The organism is Clostridium sp. 001, from assembly GCF_019056555.1.
GTDB lineage: Bacteria > Bacillota > Clostridia > Clostridiales > Clostridiaceae > Clostridium_B > Clostridium_B ragsdalei.
In genome coordinates this window covers 1,371,235-1,386,234 of the sequence record NZ_CP020473.1, presented here as the reverse complement: position 1 = coordinate 1,386,234, position 15,000 = coordinate 1,371,235, and the positions used below count along the sequence as shown (strand labels likewise).

Genomic DNA, 15,000 nt, shown 5'->3' with positions numbered 1-15,000 from the left:
AAAAGTGTAGTATAATAAAGTTAGAAATATTCCTGCTGTGTGCGTGGAATGAGTTAGTCTTGACCGAACATTTTATAAACGGGAACCGGACTCTTCTTGTGGAATGATATCCATTTATAATGGAGACAGGAAGCAAGAAGGAGATTCCCACCTGCTCTGGGGCGGGTTCAAAATAACTCATAATACGGCATGGTGGGATTTTATTTGTTTTGTAACATGTTTCTTAAAGAAGACAAGGAATCTTCTATTTCTTCTCTTGGTAGGTTCCCAGAGTTTAGATCATTATCAGTTTTTAAAAGTAATTTTTCGTAAAATTCTATTGAAAATTTTACACATTTTGCATCATGGTTATTTTCTTCAAGCATTTCATAGATTATATCATCTGATTTATCATATTTTTTGGTCTCTGCATAGTAATCCGCTATTTTGCTTAAAAGAGTAAAAGAAAGCTTATATTCACAAAGTTTATTTATTAAAGGATCTATATCTGAAAAATAATTTTTTAAATCACAGTTGGTGCTTTCATTTAAATAAGCTTCCAAAAACAAATTTAATGATTTTTGATGTATATAAAAAGCATCATCCAATTTGCACTGGAACTCCAAGGCATTTCCTTCTTCTTCCAACAATTTAGCCATGATTATACACTTATCTGTAACTATGCTCCCATTAATTTTTACCATTTCCATTATATTTTCTAGAGATAAGGAATTAAAAAATTTTATGCTCAATCTAAAAATATCTTTAAAGGCGGTATCTATTAAATCTAAGGCTCCTTCATAATTTTCATTATCCATATCATCTAGTATTTTATATAGCATTTCATTAAATTTCTTAATTAATTCAGCAGTAATAGTTCTTTTTAACATTTTGTATGCCTCCATAAATTTTGCAAATAATAATATAACAATACTTATTATACTAAAAAATCAATCTATTTACTATAAAAATAGAAATAGATATTGAACTTATGTATATATCATGTTATCATATATACATATCACAAAGTAGTTTTAATAACTACATGACAAACATACAAAATTTATTAAGGAGTGGTTTAATATGGATAATCAACTTAAATTTTATACAAGAGGAGAGGAAATAGCTAATGCTGTAACACATGGAATAGGCACACTTCTGTCAATTGCAGCTCTTGTATTATTGATTGTATTTTCCGCTAGAATGGGAGATAAGTGGTATATAGTAAGCTATACTATCTATGGCATTTCTATGCTTATTCTATACCTAGAATCCACTTTATACCACAGCATAACTAACTTAAAGGCAAAAAAGGTTTTTAGAATATTTGATCATGCATCTATTTATCTATTAATAGCTGGAACTTATACTCCTTTTACACTTACTATTTTAAGAAGTTCTATAGGATGGATGATATTTGCTATAGTATGGATTATGGCTATTTGTGGGATAGTAATGAAAATATTTTGGATAGGCAAACATGAGGTTGTGTCTACACTGATATATATTGCCATGGGATGGATAATAATTTTTGCTATGAAAAGACTTTTGTTGCTTCTTCCTCCAGCTGGAATAGCTCTTTTGGTGGCAGGTGGAATCATATATACGGTGGGGGCTTTTTTATACATGTTAGATAAAATACCTTATAATCATGCCATATGGCACCTTTTTGTCATAGGTGGAAGTGCTTGTCACTTCTTCTGTGTGCTTTTATATCTATAAATGACAGAAAAAGTTCTATCCGATGCCAAGAAACTTGTTTATCTTATTATGAGAAAGAGGGAAGTCCTGGAGAAAAATTTTCTGATACAATAAGTAGAACAGGGTGGAACAATGTGAAAAATGAAATACTTTATAAAAATTAAAGTATAAAAATACAAATACGTGACGAAATATTTTGTAATATACTTATGAATATTAAGAGGAGTATTTATATATTATGTAGAATACATAAGCAATAAACTTATTGTAAAGGATAAAAAGGTATGATTAATCGTAGTATTTTTGGACTTAATTCTTCATTTTATTATTTTGGCTTAGAACATTTAATTATAAATATGTATCAATATATAAAAGAGGGTATTGAAAAGAAAGAGAAAACCTGCGTATACACGGATTTAAAATTGTATAAGAAATTATTAAAGTATTTTGACACAAAAAATAATTGTGTGGAATACGTTGATATGACACAAGTGATTAATGAATATCCAAAGTTGGGAGTAGACAACATAAGAAAAGAAGTTTTAAAGTGTATAGATGAAATTAATAAAGAGGGATATGTGGGCGTAAGATTTATTATACAGGTTGATTATGCCATCTATAGTACCTCTCAGAATAATTTCTTAAATTTTAATAGAAATATATTAAATATAATTTTAGAAATGAGCGCTTCTTGTATGTGTATTTATAATTTTGAAGATTACTTAAAGAATAAAAGGTTTATAAATGAAAAGGTTATCAAAGAATCCTATAAAATTCATAATTATAGATTGTATGATAGAAAATTAATGAGTATAAAATAATCCTAGTTTAAACTAGGATTATTTTATATAGAATTAATGGGAGTTATCATATCATCAAGGCAGTATAAGTTTAACCTAAATTAGCAAAAAGTATTCTTAAAAATTTAAAGTTTAGGCACTATGATGACATGTAGAATAATCTATGTAAATATTTTGCAATTTTCTAGGCTGAAAAGGAGGTAATGTGGAAGAATTTAATATATCCAAAGATTCCTCTAAATTATCTGATAGGGTTGTATTATTAGATTTTAAGTCTTCTTTTAAGCACTCATTAAAATAGTTACAATAAGCATAATAATCCTTTCGTTCTCGAGAATACATGGTGTATTCTTTACCTGCCAATTGAATCGCTTCTCTACATAAATATAAATTACAGGGATGTGGGCGTAAAGAAAAACTTAATTTGCATCCATCTTTTTTTAAAAAAGGACATAATCTAAAAAAGAGACTACTGTCAAAATCACTGTATTTTATATTGTTTTCAGTGTAATTGTCATATTGATTTTTGAAAAAAGTTCCTTTTACCCTGATATCATAACTTTCTACACAATTTGGAATAGAAGATAAATAGTATATAAAATTTATGTTTCCATTGTTTATTATATTTTTAATATCTACTAGATTGTATTTTGGAAAGTACCAGCAGCAACCTCTGTTTTTTATATTTGTGTAGGATATGGATTCTACAAAATTACTGCAGTTTCCGCAAATATCACATTTAAATAGAGGAATGTTGTTTGTAAATTTATAGCTTAGTAACATATAAAAGCCTCCTTGAAAATAGACTGCAATTAGTAATACATAGGATATTTATATATATACATATATTTAGTATAGAAATTAAATAGAAAATATTTTGGACCTGAATTGCTATATTAAAGATTTTTAATTAGTTGAAATTATTAATTGCAGTGAAAGTAAAAATTAATTATAGAATTATTAATTTGTACATGATATAATTATAATTTTAATGTGTTTATATTAATTTTAGAATAAGATAAAAATTTTTACAATACTTTATTTCTAATTTACAATAAAAATGATACTATATATAGAGTGTACAGTTTCTTCATAAATGAAATTTTGGAGGTAATTCAATGAATGATGAAAAGTTGCTGATATTAGATGGACATAGTTTGATGCATAGGGCATTTTATGCACTCCCAGATTTAACTAATCTAGAAGGAACCCATACAAATGCAGTTTATGGTTTTTTAAATATGCTTCTTAAAATGAAGGAGGAAATTAAACCAGATTATGTAGTATGTACTTTTGATAGAAGTGCACCTACTTTTAGACATAATAAATACAGTGAATATAAAGCCGGAAGAAAAAAGATGCCTCCTGAATTATTAGAGCAATTTCCAGTAATTAAGGAAATATTAAAAATGATGTCCGTAAGTATTTTTGAAATAGATGGATTTGAGGCAGATGATCTTATGGGAACACTATCTGTCTTTGCTGAAAAAAATGGTATACAGGTCTATATAGTTACAGGAGATAGGGATGCCCTTCAGCTTGCTACAGATAAAGTAAAGATAGTTATCACTAAAAAAGGTATCACTCAAAAAGAGGTATATGATAGCGATAGAATGATAGAAGAGTATGGGGTAACTCCTACACAGTTTATAGATGTTAAAGGCCTTATGGGCGATACATCAGACAACATACCGGGGGTTCCTGGTGTAGGGGAAAAAACTGCTTTTAAATTAATAAAACAATATAAGAGTATAGAAAATGTATATGAAAATATAGAGGATATAAGTGGAAAAAAGCTAAAGGAAAACTTAAAAGATAATATGGAGCAGGCTATTTTTAGTAAAAAACTTGCAACTATTATGACTAATGTACCTGTGGAAATGGATCTTGAGTCTATTGAGTCAAAGGAAGAGTATGATGCACAGGGATTAAAGAAGATGTTTGAAAAACTTGAATTTAAATCTTTGATAAGCAAAATTCATGGGCTTAACGAAATCCAGGAGGATAAAGCACAAGAATTTGATGTTGAATTTACGGAAATAGATACTTTAAACAAGTTTAGTGATTTTGTAAATTCTTTAAAAAATAATGATTTAGTATATATAAACTTTAAGGTGGAAGACGAGGAAAGTTATTCTAGAAATTATATAGATAAGGTATTTATAAGTTTAAATGAAAAAAATTTTCAGATACATATAAATGAAATATATAATGAAGATAAAAATAAAGCAGTAGAACTTTTTAAGCTTCTATTTGAAAATGAAGATATATCCAAGGTAGGATATGATGTAAAAGTTCCTTGCAGCATATTATATAAAATGGGTATAAGATTTTTAAAATTAGAATTTGATATAAAAATAGCAGCTTATCTTATAGATTCATCGAGACCTGACTATGAACTTAAGGATATTATAAGGCAGTATACGGGAGTTGAAATTTCAAAAGATGACGAAAAACTTTTTGCTAAGGAAACTGTGCTTTTTAGTAAAGTTTATTCCGAGCTTACAAAGAAAATAGAAGAAGCTCATATGGAAGAGCTTTTGTATAAAGTGGAACAGCCTCTTATATACGTGCTTGCATCTATGGAATGTGAAGGCTTTAAAGTTAATAAAGATAAGCTTGTGGAACAGGAAGGTAAATTTAAAGTTGAAATAGATAAAGTACAGAAAGAAATATATTCTCTTTCTGAAGAAGAATTCAATATAAATTCTCCAAAACAGCTTGGGAAAATTTTATTTGAAAAGTTGGATCTACCTGTAATAAAAAAGACTAAGACGGGATATTCCACTAATGCAGAAGTACTTGAAAAATTAAAAGATAAACATCCTATAGTTGAAAAGATAATTTACTATAGACAGCTTACTAAATTGTATTCAACATATATTGAAGGACTTAAAGCAGTAATACAGGAAGATGACAAAATTCATTCCAGTTTTAATCAAACGGTAACAACTACGGGAAGACTTTCAAGTACAGAACCTAATCTTCAAAATATACCTATAAAATATGAAATGGGTAAAGAGATAAGAAAAATATTTGTTCCACAAAATGAAGACTGTGTTATACTTTCAGCAGACTATTCACAGATAGAATTGCGAGTACTTGCTCATATTGCTGATGATGAAAATTTGATAAGTGCATTTATAAATCACAGTGATATTCACACAAAGACTGCTTCAGAAGTGTTTAAGGTACCTATAGATGAAGTTACATCTGCGCAGAGAAGCAATGCTAAGGCAGTAAACTTTGGTATAGTCTATGGAATAGGTGACTTTAGTTTGGCTAAAAATTTAAAAATATCTAGAAAAGAAGCAAAGCTTTATATAGACACCTATTTTGAAAGATATCCGAAGGTAAAGTTATATATGGACGATATAGTAAAAGAGGCTAAAGTAAATTCTTATGTTACTACACTTATGAATAGAAGGAGGTTTATACCTGAGATAAAATCTTCAAATAAAATAGTGAGGTCATTTGGAGAAAGACTTGCAATGAACACACCTATTCAAGGCAGTGCAGCGGACATAATAAAAATAGCTATGGTAAATGTGTATAGAAGATTAGAGGAGAGTAAATTAAAAAGCAAACTAATACTTCAAGTACATGATGAACTGATTCTAAATGTATATAAAGAGGAAATTGATAATGTAAAATCTGTAGTAAAAGAAGAAATGGAAAAAGTTTTACAACTGAAAGTTCCTCTTGAAGTGGATATAAGTGTGGGAAGTAATTGGTACGAGGCTAAGTAAATTAGTATAAAGGGGAAGAAAACTGTGATTAAAATAGGGCTTACTGGAGGTATAGGAAGCGGAAAAAGCACTGTTTCTGATATACTAAGAGAGCACGGCATAAGTGTAGTGGATGCAGATATTATAGCTAGGGAAGTAATTGAAAAATATCCTGTAATAATTGAAAAAATTAAAAATATTTTTGGAGAAATATTTATTGATCTTTCAGGTAAACTTAAAAGAAAAGAATTTGGAAATTATATATTTTCTAATGAAGGAGAAAGAACTAAATATGAAAGTATTATAATGCCTTTCATTAAAAATGAAATATTAAAAAAAGTAGAAGAATTAGAACAAAAATGTGAAAAAATTTGTGTTATAGATGGAGCTACCCTCATAGAAAATGGATTTTGTAGTTATTTGGATGAAATGCTATTAGTTTGGGTAAATAAAGGAGTACAGATAAGCAGAGTAAAAAGTAGAGATAAATTAACGGAAGATCAAGTGCTTAGCAGAATAAACTCTCAGATGCCTTTGGAAGAAAAGAAAAAGTATGCGGACTTTGTATTAGATAATTCTAATACCTTAGATGAAACTAAAACACAATTAAAGGAGATATTTATAAGAATAAGCAGAAAATATGGGGGGGTGAAGTGTCCTAAAATATAATTTTTAAGACACAAAAAAATTGAGGTTTCTAAAAAAAGTAGCAATAGTTATAATACTAATAATGGTAGCTGTATTATGTGTAAAAAGTATTGCAAGATATTGTTATCCATTAAAGTATTCAACTTATATAGCAAAATATGCAAAACAATATGATTTAGATCCCTACTTTGTAATGGCTGTGATTAAGACAGAAAGTAACTTTAAAGAAAACGTAAGATCTAACAAAAATGCCATAGGACTTATGCAGATAACTCCAGATACTGCAGAATGGGCTGCAGATAAGATGGGAGTATCAAATTTCCAAGATAACATGTTAAATGATCCTGAGTTTAATATAAGAATGGGATGCTGGTATTTGAATAATTTGAAATCAGATTTTGATAACAATATGGATTTAATTTTGGCAGCTTATAATGGAGGTAGGGGCAATGTAAAAAAGTGGTTAAAAGATTCTGATCATTCTAAAGATGGAAAGAATATACAATACATACCTTTTAAAGAAACGGATAAATATATTAAACGTGTAAAAGTAAATTACAGGGTATATAAGTACTTATATAAAAATTTGCAGATAAATACTTCTGTAATAATTGTAAGTTTTTTGTAATCTTAAATTTTAGTTGACAGTTTCATAAAAAGTTAGTATAATATCTATTGTAATGCGAGGGTGGCGGAATAGGCAGACGCGCACGTTTGAGGGGCGTGTGAGTAACATCGTACGGGTTCAACTCCCGTTCTTCGCACCATTTAAGAAATGTTAGGCAAGTTTAAAACTTGCCTTTTTTTATTTGTCCGATGACTACCTGCTCTAATACACCTACTTCTCCAAGTAGGTGTAAAGAGCAGCTACGTCCCTGGATAACGAGTTCTAAGCATCAGGTGGAGCCAAAACTCCATCTGATGCTTAGAACTCTGTTTATATTATTTATATTTGTGAAACTCTTTTTGAAGGTAGAGAGAAATCTCATTTAAGGCTTTCTCTGATTTATTTGTTATTTTACTCATTGAAATAAATCCGTGGGGTACACCATTGTACCGGGTAACTTGTGTATTTATTCCTGCCTCCTTTAACTTTTTACCATAAGCTTCACCTTCATCTCGGAGGGGATCAATTTCTGCTGTTATTATAAGTGTGTCAGGTAACTTTTTGAAGTCTCTAGCTAAAAGAGGAGATGCATAAGGATTTTTTCTATCCTCTTTTTGGGGAACATATAGTGAGATATACTTTTCCATATCCTTTTTTGAGATGTTAAGATCATTGGCAAAATAGGACCAGGAGTTACTATTTAATTGAAATATATTTGTAGATGGATATATTAGTACATCACAAGCTACAGGAGGACCATTTTTATCTCTTGACATGAGAGAAACTGCAGCAGAAAGATTTCCGCCTGCACTGTCCCCTGTAAGTGCTATGTATCTTCCATCTCCATTTATACTTGATGCATTTTTATGAGTCCATTGGAGTACATTATATATATCATTAACTGCAGCAGGAAAAGGATTTTCTGGAGCAAGGCGGTATCCTACAGATATTACTATTGCATTCGTATTCTGCGAAAGTTTTCTGCAAATACTATCGTAATTATCAATACTTCCTCCAATCCAGAAACCACCGTGAGAGTAAATAATAATAGGGAGTTTGCTGCTATCTTTAGGGGTATATATACGTATTGGTATTTTTTCAGAGTTTACCTTTATAGTAGTGTTTTTTATATTAGAAAATGGTATGGGCTTATTAGACCATTTAGTTGATTGAGTATTTAAGTATTCTCTGATTTCTTTTATTGATTTATCATTTATTGAGTTAGGGGTTAAAATTTTGTTTAAGTGTAATTTTACTGCAACATAAGTATCAAGTTTACCACTACTTGTTTTAGTTAAATTTTCAATAATAAAAAAACCCGCTGCTATAATTATAAATAGAATAACTGATATTATTTTAATAAATTTTTTCATTTTCTTTACATCCTCCGCCCATTGTGGAATTCAGTAATATGCATTTCTGCTGAAACAGAATATATTAAACAATGTTTGGATCAGGTTTATTTGGCTTTTCTCTAAAATGATTTAATCTACGGTGGGTAGGACCTTCTACTACATCACCTTCGTAGCTGAATCTAGAACCATGACAAGGACAATCCCAGGTCTTCTCAGCATCGTTCCACACTAATTCACATCCTATATGGGTACAGGTAATATCTACTATATGGGTAATGCCATCTTCATCTTTATAAGCTCCATACTTATTTCCATTAAAAGTAAAAACTGTTCCTTCACCTTTTTTAATTTTGAGTTTACTTGAGGCATGACTAAGCTTTCCTTGTAGTAGTTGTTTGGCTACGTCAAAGTTTTCTACAAAAAAGTTTTTAGTAGAATTAAGTGTTATAGAACGAGAAGGGTTATAAACTTCCTCCCAAGGATTGTCATGATTCATAATTAAATCCTTTAATAGGACAGCAGCAGCGGTGCTGCCCGTCATTCCCCATTTTCCAAAACCTGTGGCTACATAGATATTTTCTGATGATGAAGTCAATTTGCCTATATAAGGTACTCCATCTAATGTTATATAATCCTGTGTAGACCATTGGTACAAAATCTTTTCAACACTAAATATATTTTCAGAAAAACATTTTAAATTATTATAATGATTTATAGTATTTTCACCATGGGCTGTTTTATGACCTTCTCCCCCAATAAGTACAATTTCTTTCCCATTATCTGTCTGAGAACGAAGGGAGCGGCCAGGACTTTCTGCATTTATAAATGTACCCTCTGGAAATTTTTCTTTAATTTTTAATGCTAATACATAAGATCTATCTGGTTTAAGTCTAGTAAAATATAAACCTAAGTTATCATAACACGGAAAATGTGAAGCTATAATGAGTTTTGATGAGGTTACTTTTTTACCATTATGGGATAAAAGTATACAGGGACTTTCACTTTCTACATCTATTATAGTAGTGTTTTCGAATATATAGCTGCCATCTCCAGGTATTTTATCAGCAAGGGATAAAAGATACTTTTTAGGATGAAATTCAGCCTGGTCTCTAAAACAGACAGCACCTTCTATGGTTAATGGAAGAGGTATATTGTCCAAGTATTCTGCTTTTAATCCAAGACTTTGAGCAGCTTTTACTTCCTTTTCTAGACTTTTTACATAATTTTTGTCCTGGGTATACATATAAGCAGGTACATGTTTATAGTCACAATCTATGTTGTATTCTTTTACTAAATTTTCTATAAATCTAATAGAATTTTCATTTGCTTCTGCATATTGTCTTGCCTTTTCCATACCAAATTCATTTATTAATTTATCATATATTAAATGATGTTGGGAAGTTATTTTAGCAGTTGTATGACCGGAGGTACCATTTGCTATGTTGTCTGCTTCTAATAGAGCAACTTTAAAACCTTCTTTTTTGAGTAGAAAAGCACAAGTAATTCCAGCTATACCGCCGCCTATGATTGCAATATCAACTTGTACGTCTTCTTTTAAAGAAGGATAATTTGTTTTGGATGTGGAGTCTATCCAGTAAGACTCTAAAATTCCTTCTATAGCATTAGGATTAGTACAACATTTATTCATAAACTTTTGCTCCTTTACATATTTAGATAAGATTAATTTTTCCTTTTAATAAAAAAATATTCAATAAGGCATTTGAAAGAAAATAACAAGTCAAATATGCTAGCATATTTGACTTGTTATTTCTTTGAAAATGCCTAAGAGCTTATGTTAAATGATCTTGAATCTTATATACATAAATTTGATTTATAAGGTAATAATATACTTGTAAAAAAAATTAGGGAGGTAGAAATTATGACAACTGGCAACAAACAATTGGATACTGGAAATTTAAAGGTATTGAAGGATCAAATTGAATACGAAGCACTGATGAACAAGAAATTTAATGATTGTTCAGGAAGATGCAGTGATACACAAATAAAAAATTTGTGTAATGAAGCTGCACAAGTTCATAAACAAAACTTTACATCTTTAAAATCCTATTTAGATTCACATCAATAAAAAGAAAGGGGAATTAGATTATGAATGAACAAGAACTTATGCACGACCTTTTAGCTAGTGAAAAACAGGTTATTTCAGCATATAGTACAGGAATAACAGAAACTTCTTGTACTAATTTAAGAAATACTTTAGTAAACAATTTTAAAAGTGCCCAGGATATTCAATACAAGATTTTTGATACTATGAGACAAAAGGGATGGTATCCTACAAAAGATGCCCCAGAATCGGATGTACAACAATTAAAAAATGAATCTAATCAAATGATGAGTTCATTAAGATAGTAAAATAAAAAACAATCTCAATTTTGAAATTGAGATTGTTTTTTATTTGCTAAGTGTTTTGCAGGAGGTATATTTTAATGAATCTAAAGTAATGTTAAAATTAAATTGAAATGTTTAATTTAATGTGATAATATACATATATAGAATGATAGCAAACTTGTTTTAAGTTTACTAAAGGTATTGATTTACAGTAGTTTAGGGTAGTTTCTAATAAGTGAAGTTTGAGGGGCGTGTGAGTAATTACTAGAGATTTAACTTCCGTTCGTCACATTAAAAGAAAATAATTTCTGAAATATTCGATTAGCTTCTTATCTTGATCCTACAGTATTTATAAGGGAGTTCAATATTTTGATGTGTATATGTACCTTCTGTGAGACCTTTAAGGCATTTAAGAGATAGAAACATCTGTGAGGGCACCCACCTATCAGTGTGATAGGTTTCAAGAAAAAAGCGGCGGTATTTCGGATAAACATTAGATAAGTGAAGAGAGGTATTTATATCTCTCTTTTTGTTGCAATTAAAAGTAAACATTTTTTTAAAAACAAACAAATATTGTATTAGAGTCTTGCTATGAATAAGAGGTATGTGTACTATTAATTTATAAGGTACTTATAAAAGTGAAAAATAAGTAAGGTTAATTTGATATAATAATGATTATTTCAAGATGAAGTATATAATTTTTTTACATAAGACACAATACATAATGAATGGAGGAAATATGAACAAATGAATAAAACATATGATTGCCTAGTAATAGGCTGTGGACTTGCAGGGGCGGTGATATCTAGGGAACTAGCAGAGCGGGCAGGTAAAAAGGTATTGATTATGGAAAAACGCAGCCATATTGCAGGTACTACTTATGATTTTTTAAATGAGGATGGTATACTAGTACATAAATATGGACCTCATATATTTCATACTTATAACAAGCGTGTATTTGACTATATCTCTCGATTTACAAAGTGGAGGGATTATTCTCATGAAGTTTTGGCAAATATATATGGAAAATTGATGCCTGTCCCATTTAACTTAAATTCTCTTTATATGGCCTTCGATTTGAAAAAAGCAGACAGGTTAGAACAAAAGCTTGTTTCTGATTATGGTATGGGTCAGCGATTAACCATTGCAGAACTGCGAAATAATAAGGATAGTGAATTTCAGGAACTTGCTGATTTTGTTTATAATAATGTGTTCCTCAATTACACTCAAAAACAGTGGGGCGTTACTCCAGAAGAAATAGATTCGTCTGTTATAGCTAGGGTCCCAATACTAATTTCACGTGATAATCGTTATTTTCAAGATACATATCAGGGAATTCCAGCTAATGGATATACTTCTCTTTTTGATAAGTTATTAGACCATCCTAATATAAGTTTGCGTCTCGATACTGATGCAAATGCACTTTTGAAAATTATAGAAGGTGATATATTTTTTGAGGATAGACCATTTAAAGGTACAGTGATATATACTGGTGCTTTAGATCAATTTTTTGACTGCCAGTTTGGGCGTCTTCCCTACAGAACTGTAGATTTTTTGTTTGAAACACATGATGTAACATGGTATCAGTCAAAGGGAACTATAAATTATACGGTAGATCAGCCTTTTACACGAATTACGGAATTCAAGCATTTAACAGGTCAGAATGTTTATAATAAGACGACTATAATGAAGGAATATCCAAAGTCATATACAGGTTCTGAAGGTGAAACACCTTACTATCCTATAATTAGTTCGGACAATTTTAAGCTTTACGAAAAATACAAACAACTTACTAATAGCTTACATGATTTTTATTTGTTGGGTAGGCTTGCAGAATATAAATACTATAACATGGATGCAATAATTGAGAGGGCACTAATTTTGGCAGATGAAATTATTTGTAGCAGGAAAGGAAATAATATTGATGAAGATAATAACATTTACAGTTCCGTGCTATAATTCAGCAGATTATATGGGACATTGTATAGAAACTCTCCTTCCAGGTGGCGAGGATGTAGAGATAATAATTGTTGATGATGGTTCTTCTGATAATACTGCAGAAATTGCAGATGATTATGCAGCAAGATATCCTAATATTATAAAGGCAGTACATCAAGAGAATGGAGGCCATGGTCAGGCTGTAAATACGGGTATTAAAAATGCCTCGGGTATATACTTTAAAGTTGTAGATTCTGATGATTGGCTTGATGTATCCGGAATGTTGAAAGTTATAGATGTGCTGAAAAGACTCTATAAAGAGGGAAAAACACTAGATATGATGATATGTAATTATGTCTATGAGCATTCTAAAGATAATACCAGTCATGTAGTTAACTATAAAAATGTGTTGCCTGAGAATCATATATTTGGATGGGATGATGTAGGTAAATTTAAGATATCCCAGTATATTCTCATGCATTCTGTTATATATCGAAAATCTCTTTTGTGTGAATGTGGACTTGAGCTTCCAAAGCATACTTTTTATGTGGATAACTTGTTCGTTTATGAGCCTCTTCCATATGTGAAGACAATTTACTACATGGATATCAACTTATATAGATATTTTATTGGCAGGGAAGATCAATCTGTAAATGAAAAAATCATGATAAAAAGGATAGACCAACAGCTTTATGTGAATAAACGTATGATAGACTTTTACTGTAAATTTGATAAAATACCTAATAAACGTTTGGACAAGTACATGAGAAACTATCTTTCTATGATGATGACAATTTCTTCAGTGCTCCTTATAGTTTCGGGAAGTGAGGAAAACTTTAAAAAGAAAACTGATTTGTGGTCCTATTTAAAGAGTGTAAATAAAAATCTCTATTCAGATATGAGACATTGTTTATTTGGTATAATATCTAATGCTCATGGTAGTTTTGGGAAAAAAGTAGTTGAATATGGATACCGCTTAACCAATAAAAAATATAAATTTAATTAGATAGAAAGGTGATAGTCTGGAAAGTTGAATTTCTCAGACTATCATTTTTAATAGTTTATTGAATGTTTTTTCCTTTACTTTTTAAGAAACTGAGAAAATCTTTTTTACTCCTGTTTATGATTAGTTCCTCTGGCATATCTATTTGTTTTAACATTTCTATTGCAGCCTCGAAGCCGCCGATGCGGTAGGCAAAATGGGAATCACTATTTAATATTATTTTTACTCCGTATTCTTTACATAAACTTGCTATTTTCGTACAATTCTTTTCGCTGCCTTTTCGTGAACTTACAAAGGAACTATTGTTTATTTCAATAAGTATATTTTTTTCTTTGGCCTTTTTAACTACTTCTTCTGCATGAATTGGAAACTTTGGATTACCGGGATGGCCTAAAATATGTACATTAGGGTTATCCATAACTTTTAATAGAGTGGAGGTATTTAAGTCTGGATTTTTATTTGCCTCCATTATAGGTTCGTGGATACTTGCTATAATTATATCTAATTTTTCCTGAAGATCTGTTGATAAATCAAGATTTCCTTCATAATCTATGATATTTGCTTCACATCCATAAAGCATAGTTACACCAAAAAGTTTTCTTGGAAGTACCTTAAGATTTTCAAAATACCATTTATGAGGAGCACCAGGCATAGAAGGCCCATGTTCTGTTGAACCTAAAAGCTCTAGGCCTATTTTACTAGCATATTTAGCATTTTCTAATAAAGTAGAATAAGCATGGCCACTAACTATAGTGTGGGTATGTACGTCAAGAACGTATTTCATTTATATTAACTCCTTTCAAAATCAACAAATGTTGTTATATTAATTATATATTAGAATTTGCATTTTTGTCATTTAAAATCCAATAAGAATTCAAAGTATTGGAAAGGCATG

The 15,000-nt window shown here is 30.1% G+C and carries 14 protein-coding genes, 1 tRNA gene and 2 other RNA genes; 12 read left to right on the top strand and 5 right to left on the bottom strand.

From position 1 onward, the window contains the following. The first annotated feature begins 26 nt into the window (after nt 1-26). Nucleotides 27-203: non-coding RNA, 6S RNA (gene ssrS / locus B5S50_RS06245), on the top strand. On the opposite strand, the gene B5S50_RS06240 is transcribed toward ssrS (B5S50_RS06245), so the two are convergent. Then, nucleotides 201-869, bottom strand: coding sequence for a DUF6483 family protein (locus B5S50_RS06240; protein WP_065078677.1), 669 nt, complete (start codon nt 867-869; stop codon nt 201-203). The two genes, ssrS (B5S50_RS06245) and B5S50_RS06240, sit on opposite strands and share 3 nt — an antisense overlap. A 193-nt stretch (nt 870-1,062) precedes the next feature. On the opposite strand from B5S50_RS06240, the gene B5S50_RS06235 reads away from it, so the two are divergent. Both B5S50_RS06235 and B5S50_RS06230 read left to right on the top strand, forming a co-directional pair. Next, the gene (locus B5S50_RS06235) at nt 1,063-1,701 is read left to right on the top strand and encodes a hemolysin III family protein (RefSeq protein ID WP_217303363.1); all 639 of its coding nucleotides are present in this window, start codon (nt 1,063-1,065) and stop codon (nt 1,699-1,701) included. A 263-nt stretch (nt 1,702-1,964) separates the two neighbouring features. Further along, nucleotides 1,965-2,501, top strand: coding sequence for an MEDS domain-containing protein (locus B5S50_RS06230; RefSeq protein WP_065078679.1), 537 nt, complete (start codon nt 1,965-1,967; stop codon nt 2,499-2,501). Nucleotides 2,502-2,612: 111 nt separating this feature from the next. On the opposite strand, the gene B5S50_RS06225 is transcribed toward B5S50_RS06230, so the two are convergent. Continuing rightward, entirely contained in the window at nt 2,613-3,263 is a 651-nt protein-coding gene (locus B5S50_RS06225; protein ID WP_065078680.1) for a hypothetical protein, read from the bottom strand. A gap of 335 nt (nt 3,264-3,598) precedes the next feature. On the opposite strand from B5S50_RS06225, the gene polA reads away from it, so the two are divergent. From polA to B5S50_RS06205, 4 genes are all read left to right on the top strand, one after another. Continuing rightward, nucleotides 3,599-6,229, top strand: a complete 2,631-nt coding sequence (polA, locus tag B5S50_RS06220) for a DNA polymerase I (RefSeq protein ID WP_065078681.1) — start codon at nt 3,599-3,601, stop codon at nt 6,227-6,229. Between the two features lie 24 nt (nt 6,230-6,253). Further along, complete coding sequence (gene coaE / locus B5S50_RS06215; protein ID WP_254306720.1) at nt 6,254-6,877, top strand: dephospho-CoA kinase; 624 nt, start codon at nt 6,254-6,256, stop codon at nt 6,875-6,877. Nucleotides 6,878-6,896: 19 nt separating this feature from the next. Then, nucleotides 6,897-7,484, top strand: coding sequence for a lytic transglycosylase domain-containing protein (locus tag B5S50_RS06210; RefSeq protein WP_065078683.1), 588 nt, complete (start codon nt 6,897-6,899; stop codon nt 7,482-7,484). A gap of 54 nt (nt 7,485-7,538) precedes the next feature. Further along, nucleotides 7,539-7,623 (top strand) — tRNA-Leu (locus tag B5S50_RS06205). Between the two features lie 175 nt (nt 7,624-7,798). Here the strand turns inward: B5S50_RS06205 and B5S50_RS06200 are convergent. Continuing rightward, entirely contained in the window at nt 7,799-8,836 is a 1,038-nt protein-coding gene (locus B5S50_RS06200) for an alpha/beta hydrolase (protein ID WP_065078684.1), read from the bottom strand. Nucleotides 8,837-8,900: 64 nt separating this feature from the next. After that, nucleotides 8,901-10,466 carry an FAD-dependent oxidoreductase gene (locus tag B5S50_RS06195; protein WP_217303362.1) on the bottom strand — a complete coding sequence of 522 codons (1,566 nt, stop codon included), beginning with the start codon at nt 10,464-10,466 and terminating at the stop codon, nt 8,901-8,903. A 231-nt stretch (nt 10,467-10,697) separates the two neighbouring features. On the opposite strand from B5S50_RS06195, the gene B5S50_RS06190 reads away from it, so the two are divergent. The 5 genes from B5S50_RS06190 to B5S50_RS06170 all read left to right on the top strand — a co-directional run bounded on the left by B5S50_RS06190 (nt 10,698) and on the right by B5S50_RS06170 (nt 14,108). Beyond that, on the top strand, nt 10,698-10,904 hold the full coding sequence (locus tag B5S50_RS06190; protein WP_013239984.1) for a hypothetical protein: 207 nt from the start codon (nt 10,698-10,700) through the stop codon (nt 10,902-10,904). Nucleotides 10,905-10,924: 20 nt separating this feature from the next. Then, nucleotides 10,925-11,185: a spore coat protein gene (locus B5S50_RS06185; RefSeq protein ID WP_065078686.1), complete on the top strand. Its 261-nt coding sequence runs from the start codon at nt 10,925-10,927 to the stop codon at nt 11,183-11,185. 281 nt (nt 11,186-11,466) lie between these two features. Continuing rightward, nucleotides 11,467-11,657, top strand: a non-coding RNA gene (gene ssrS / locus B5S50_RS06180) — 6S RNA. A 254-nt stretch (nt 11,658-11,911) separates the two neighbouring features. Continuing rightward, on the top strand, nt 11,912-13,123 hold the full coding sequence (gene glf, locus B5S50_RS06175) for a UDP-galactopyranose mutase (RefSeq protein ID WP_065078687.1): 1,212 nt from the start codon (nt 11,912-11,914) through the stop codon (nt 13,121-13,123). Then, nucleotides 13,089-14,108: a glycosyltransferase family A protein gene (locus B5S50_RS06170; protein WP_065078694.1), complete on the top strand. Its 1,020-nt coding sequence runs from the start codon at nt 13,089-13,091 to the stop codon at nt 14,106-14,108. The genes glf and B5S50_RS06170 overlap by 35 nt, the downstream gene beginning before the upstream one ends. Before the next feature lie 55 nt (nt 14,109-14,163). Here the strand turns inward: B5S50_RS06170 and B5S50_RS06165 are convergent, their stop codons facing one another. Further along, on the bottom strand, nt 14,164-14,889 hold the full coding sequence (locus B5S50_RS06165) for a phosphatase (protein ID WP_065078688.1): 726 nt from the start codon (nt 14,887-14,889) through the stop codon (nt 14,164-14,166). Between the last annotated feature and the right edge of the window lie 111 nt (nt 14,890-15,000).

Coding starts and splice junctions, on each gene's coding strand:
- B5S50_RS06240 (WP_065078677.1), bottom strand. CDS start 869: ATGTTAAAAAGAACTATTACTGCTGAATTAATTAAGAAATTTAATGAA.
- B5S50_RS06235 (WP_217303363.1), top strand. CDS start 1,063: ATGGATAATCAACTTAAATTTTATACAAGAGGAGAGGAAATAGCTAAT.
- B5S50_RS06230 (WP_065078679.1), top strand. CDS start 1,965: ATGATTAATCGTAGTATTTTTGGACTTAATTCTTCATTTTATTATTTT.
- B5S50_RS06225 (WP_065078680.1), bottom strand. CDS start 3,263: ATGTTACTAAGCTATAAATTTACAAACAACATTCCTCTATTTAAATGT.
- polA (WP_065078681.1), top strand. CDS start 3,599: ATGAATGATGAAAAGTTGCTGATATTAGATGGACATAGTTTGATGCAT.
- B5S50_RS06200 (WP_065078684.1), bottom strand. CDS start 8,836: ATGAAAAAATTTATTAAAATAATATCAGTTATTCTATTTATAATTATA.
- B5S50_RS06195 (WP_217303362.1), bottom strand. CDS start 10,466: ATGAATAAATGTTGTACTAATCCTAATGCTATAGAAGGAATTTTAGAG.
- B5S50_RS06190 (WP_013239984.1), top strand. CDS start 10,698: ATGACAACTGGCAACAAACAATTGGATACTGGAAATTTAAAGGTATTG.
- B5S50_RS06185 (WP_065078686.1), top strand. CDS start 10,925: ATGAATGAACAAGAACTTATGCACGACCTTTTAGCTAGTGAAAAACAG.
- glf (WP_065078687.1), top strand. CDS start 11,912: ATGAATAAAACATATGATTGCCTAGTAATAGGCTGTGGACTTGCAGGG.
- B5S50_RS06170 (WP_065078694.1), top strand. CDS start 13,089: ATGAAGATAATAACATTTACAGTTCCGTGCTATAATTCAGCAGATTAT.
- B5S50_RS06165 (WP_065078688.1), bottom strand. CDS start 14,889: ATGAAATACGTTCTTGACGTACATACCCACACTATAGTTAGTGGCCAT.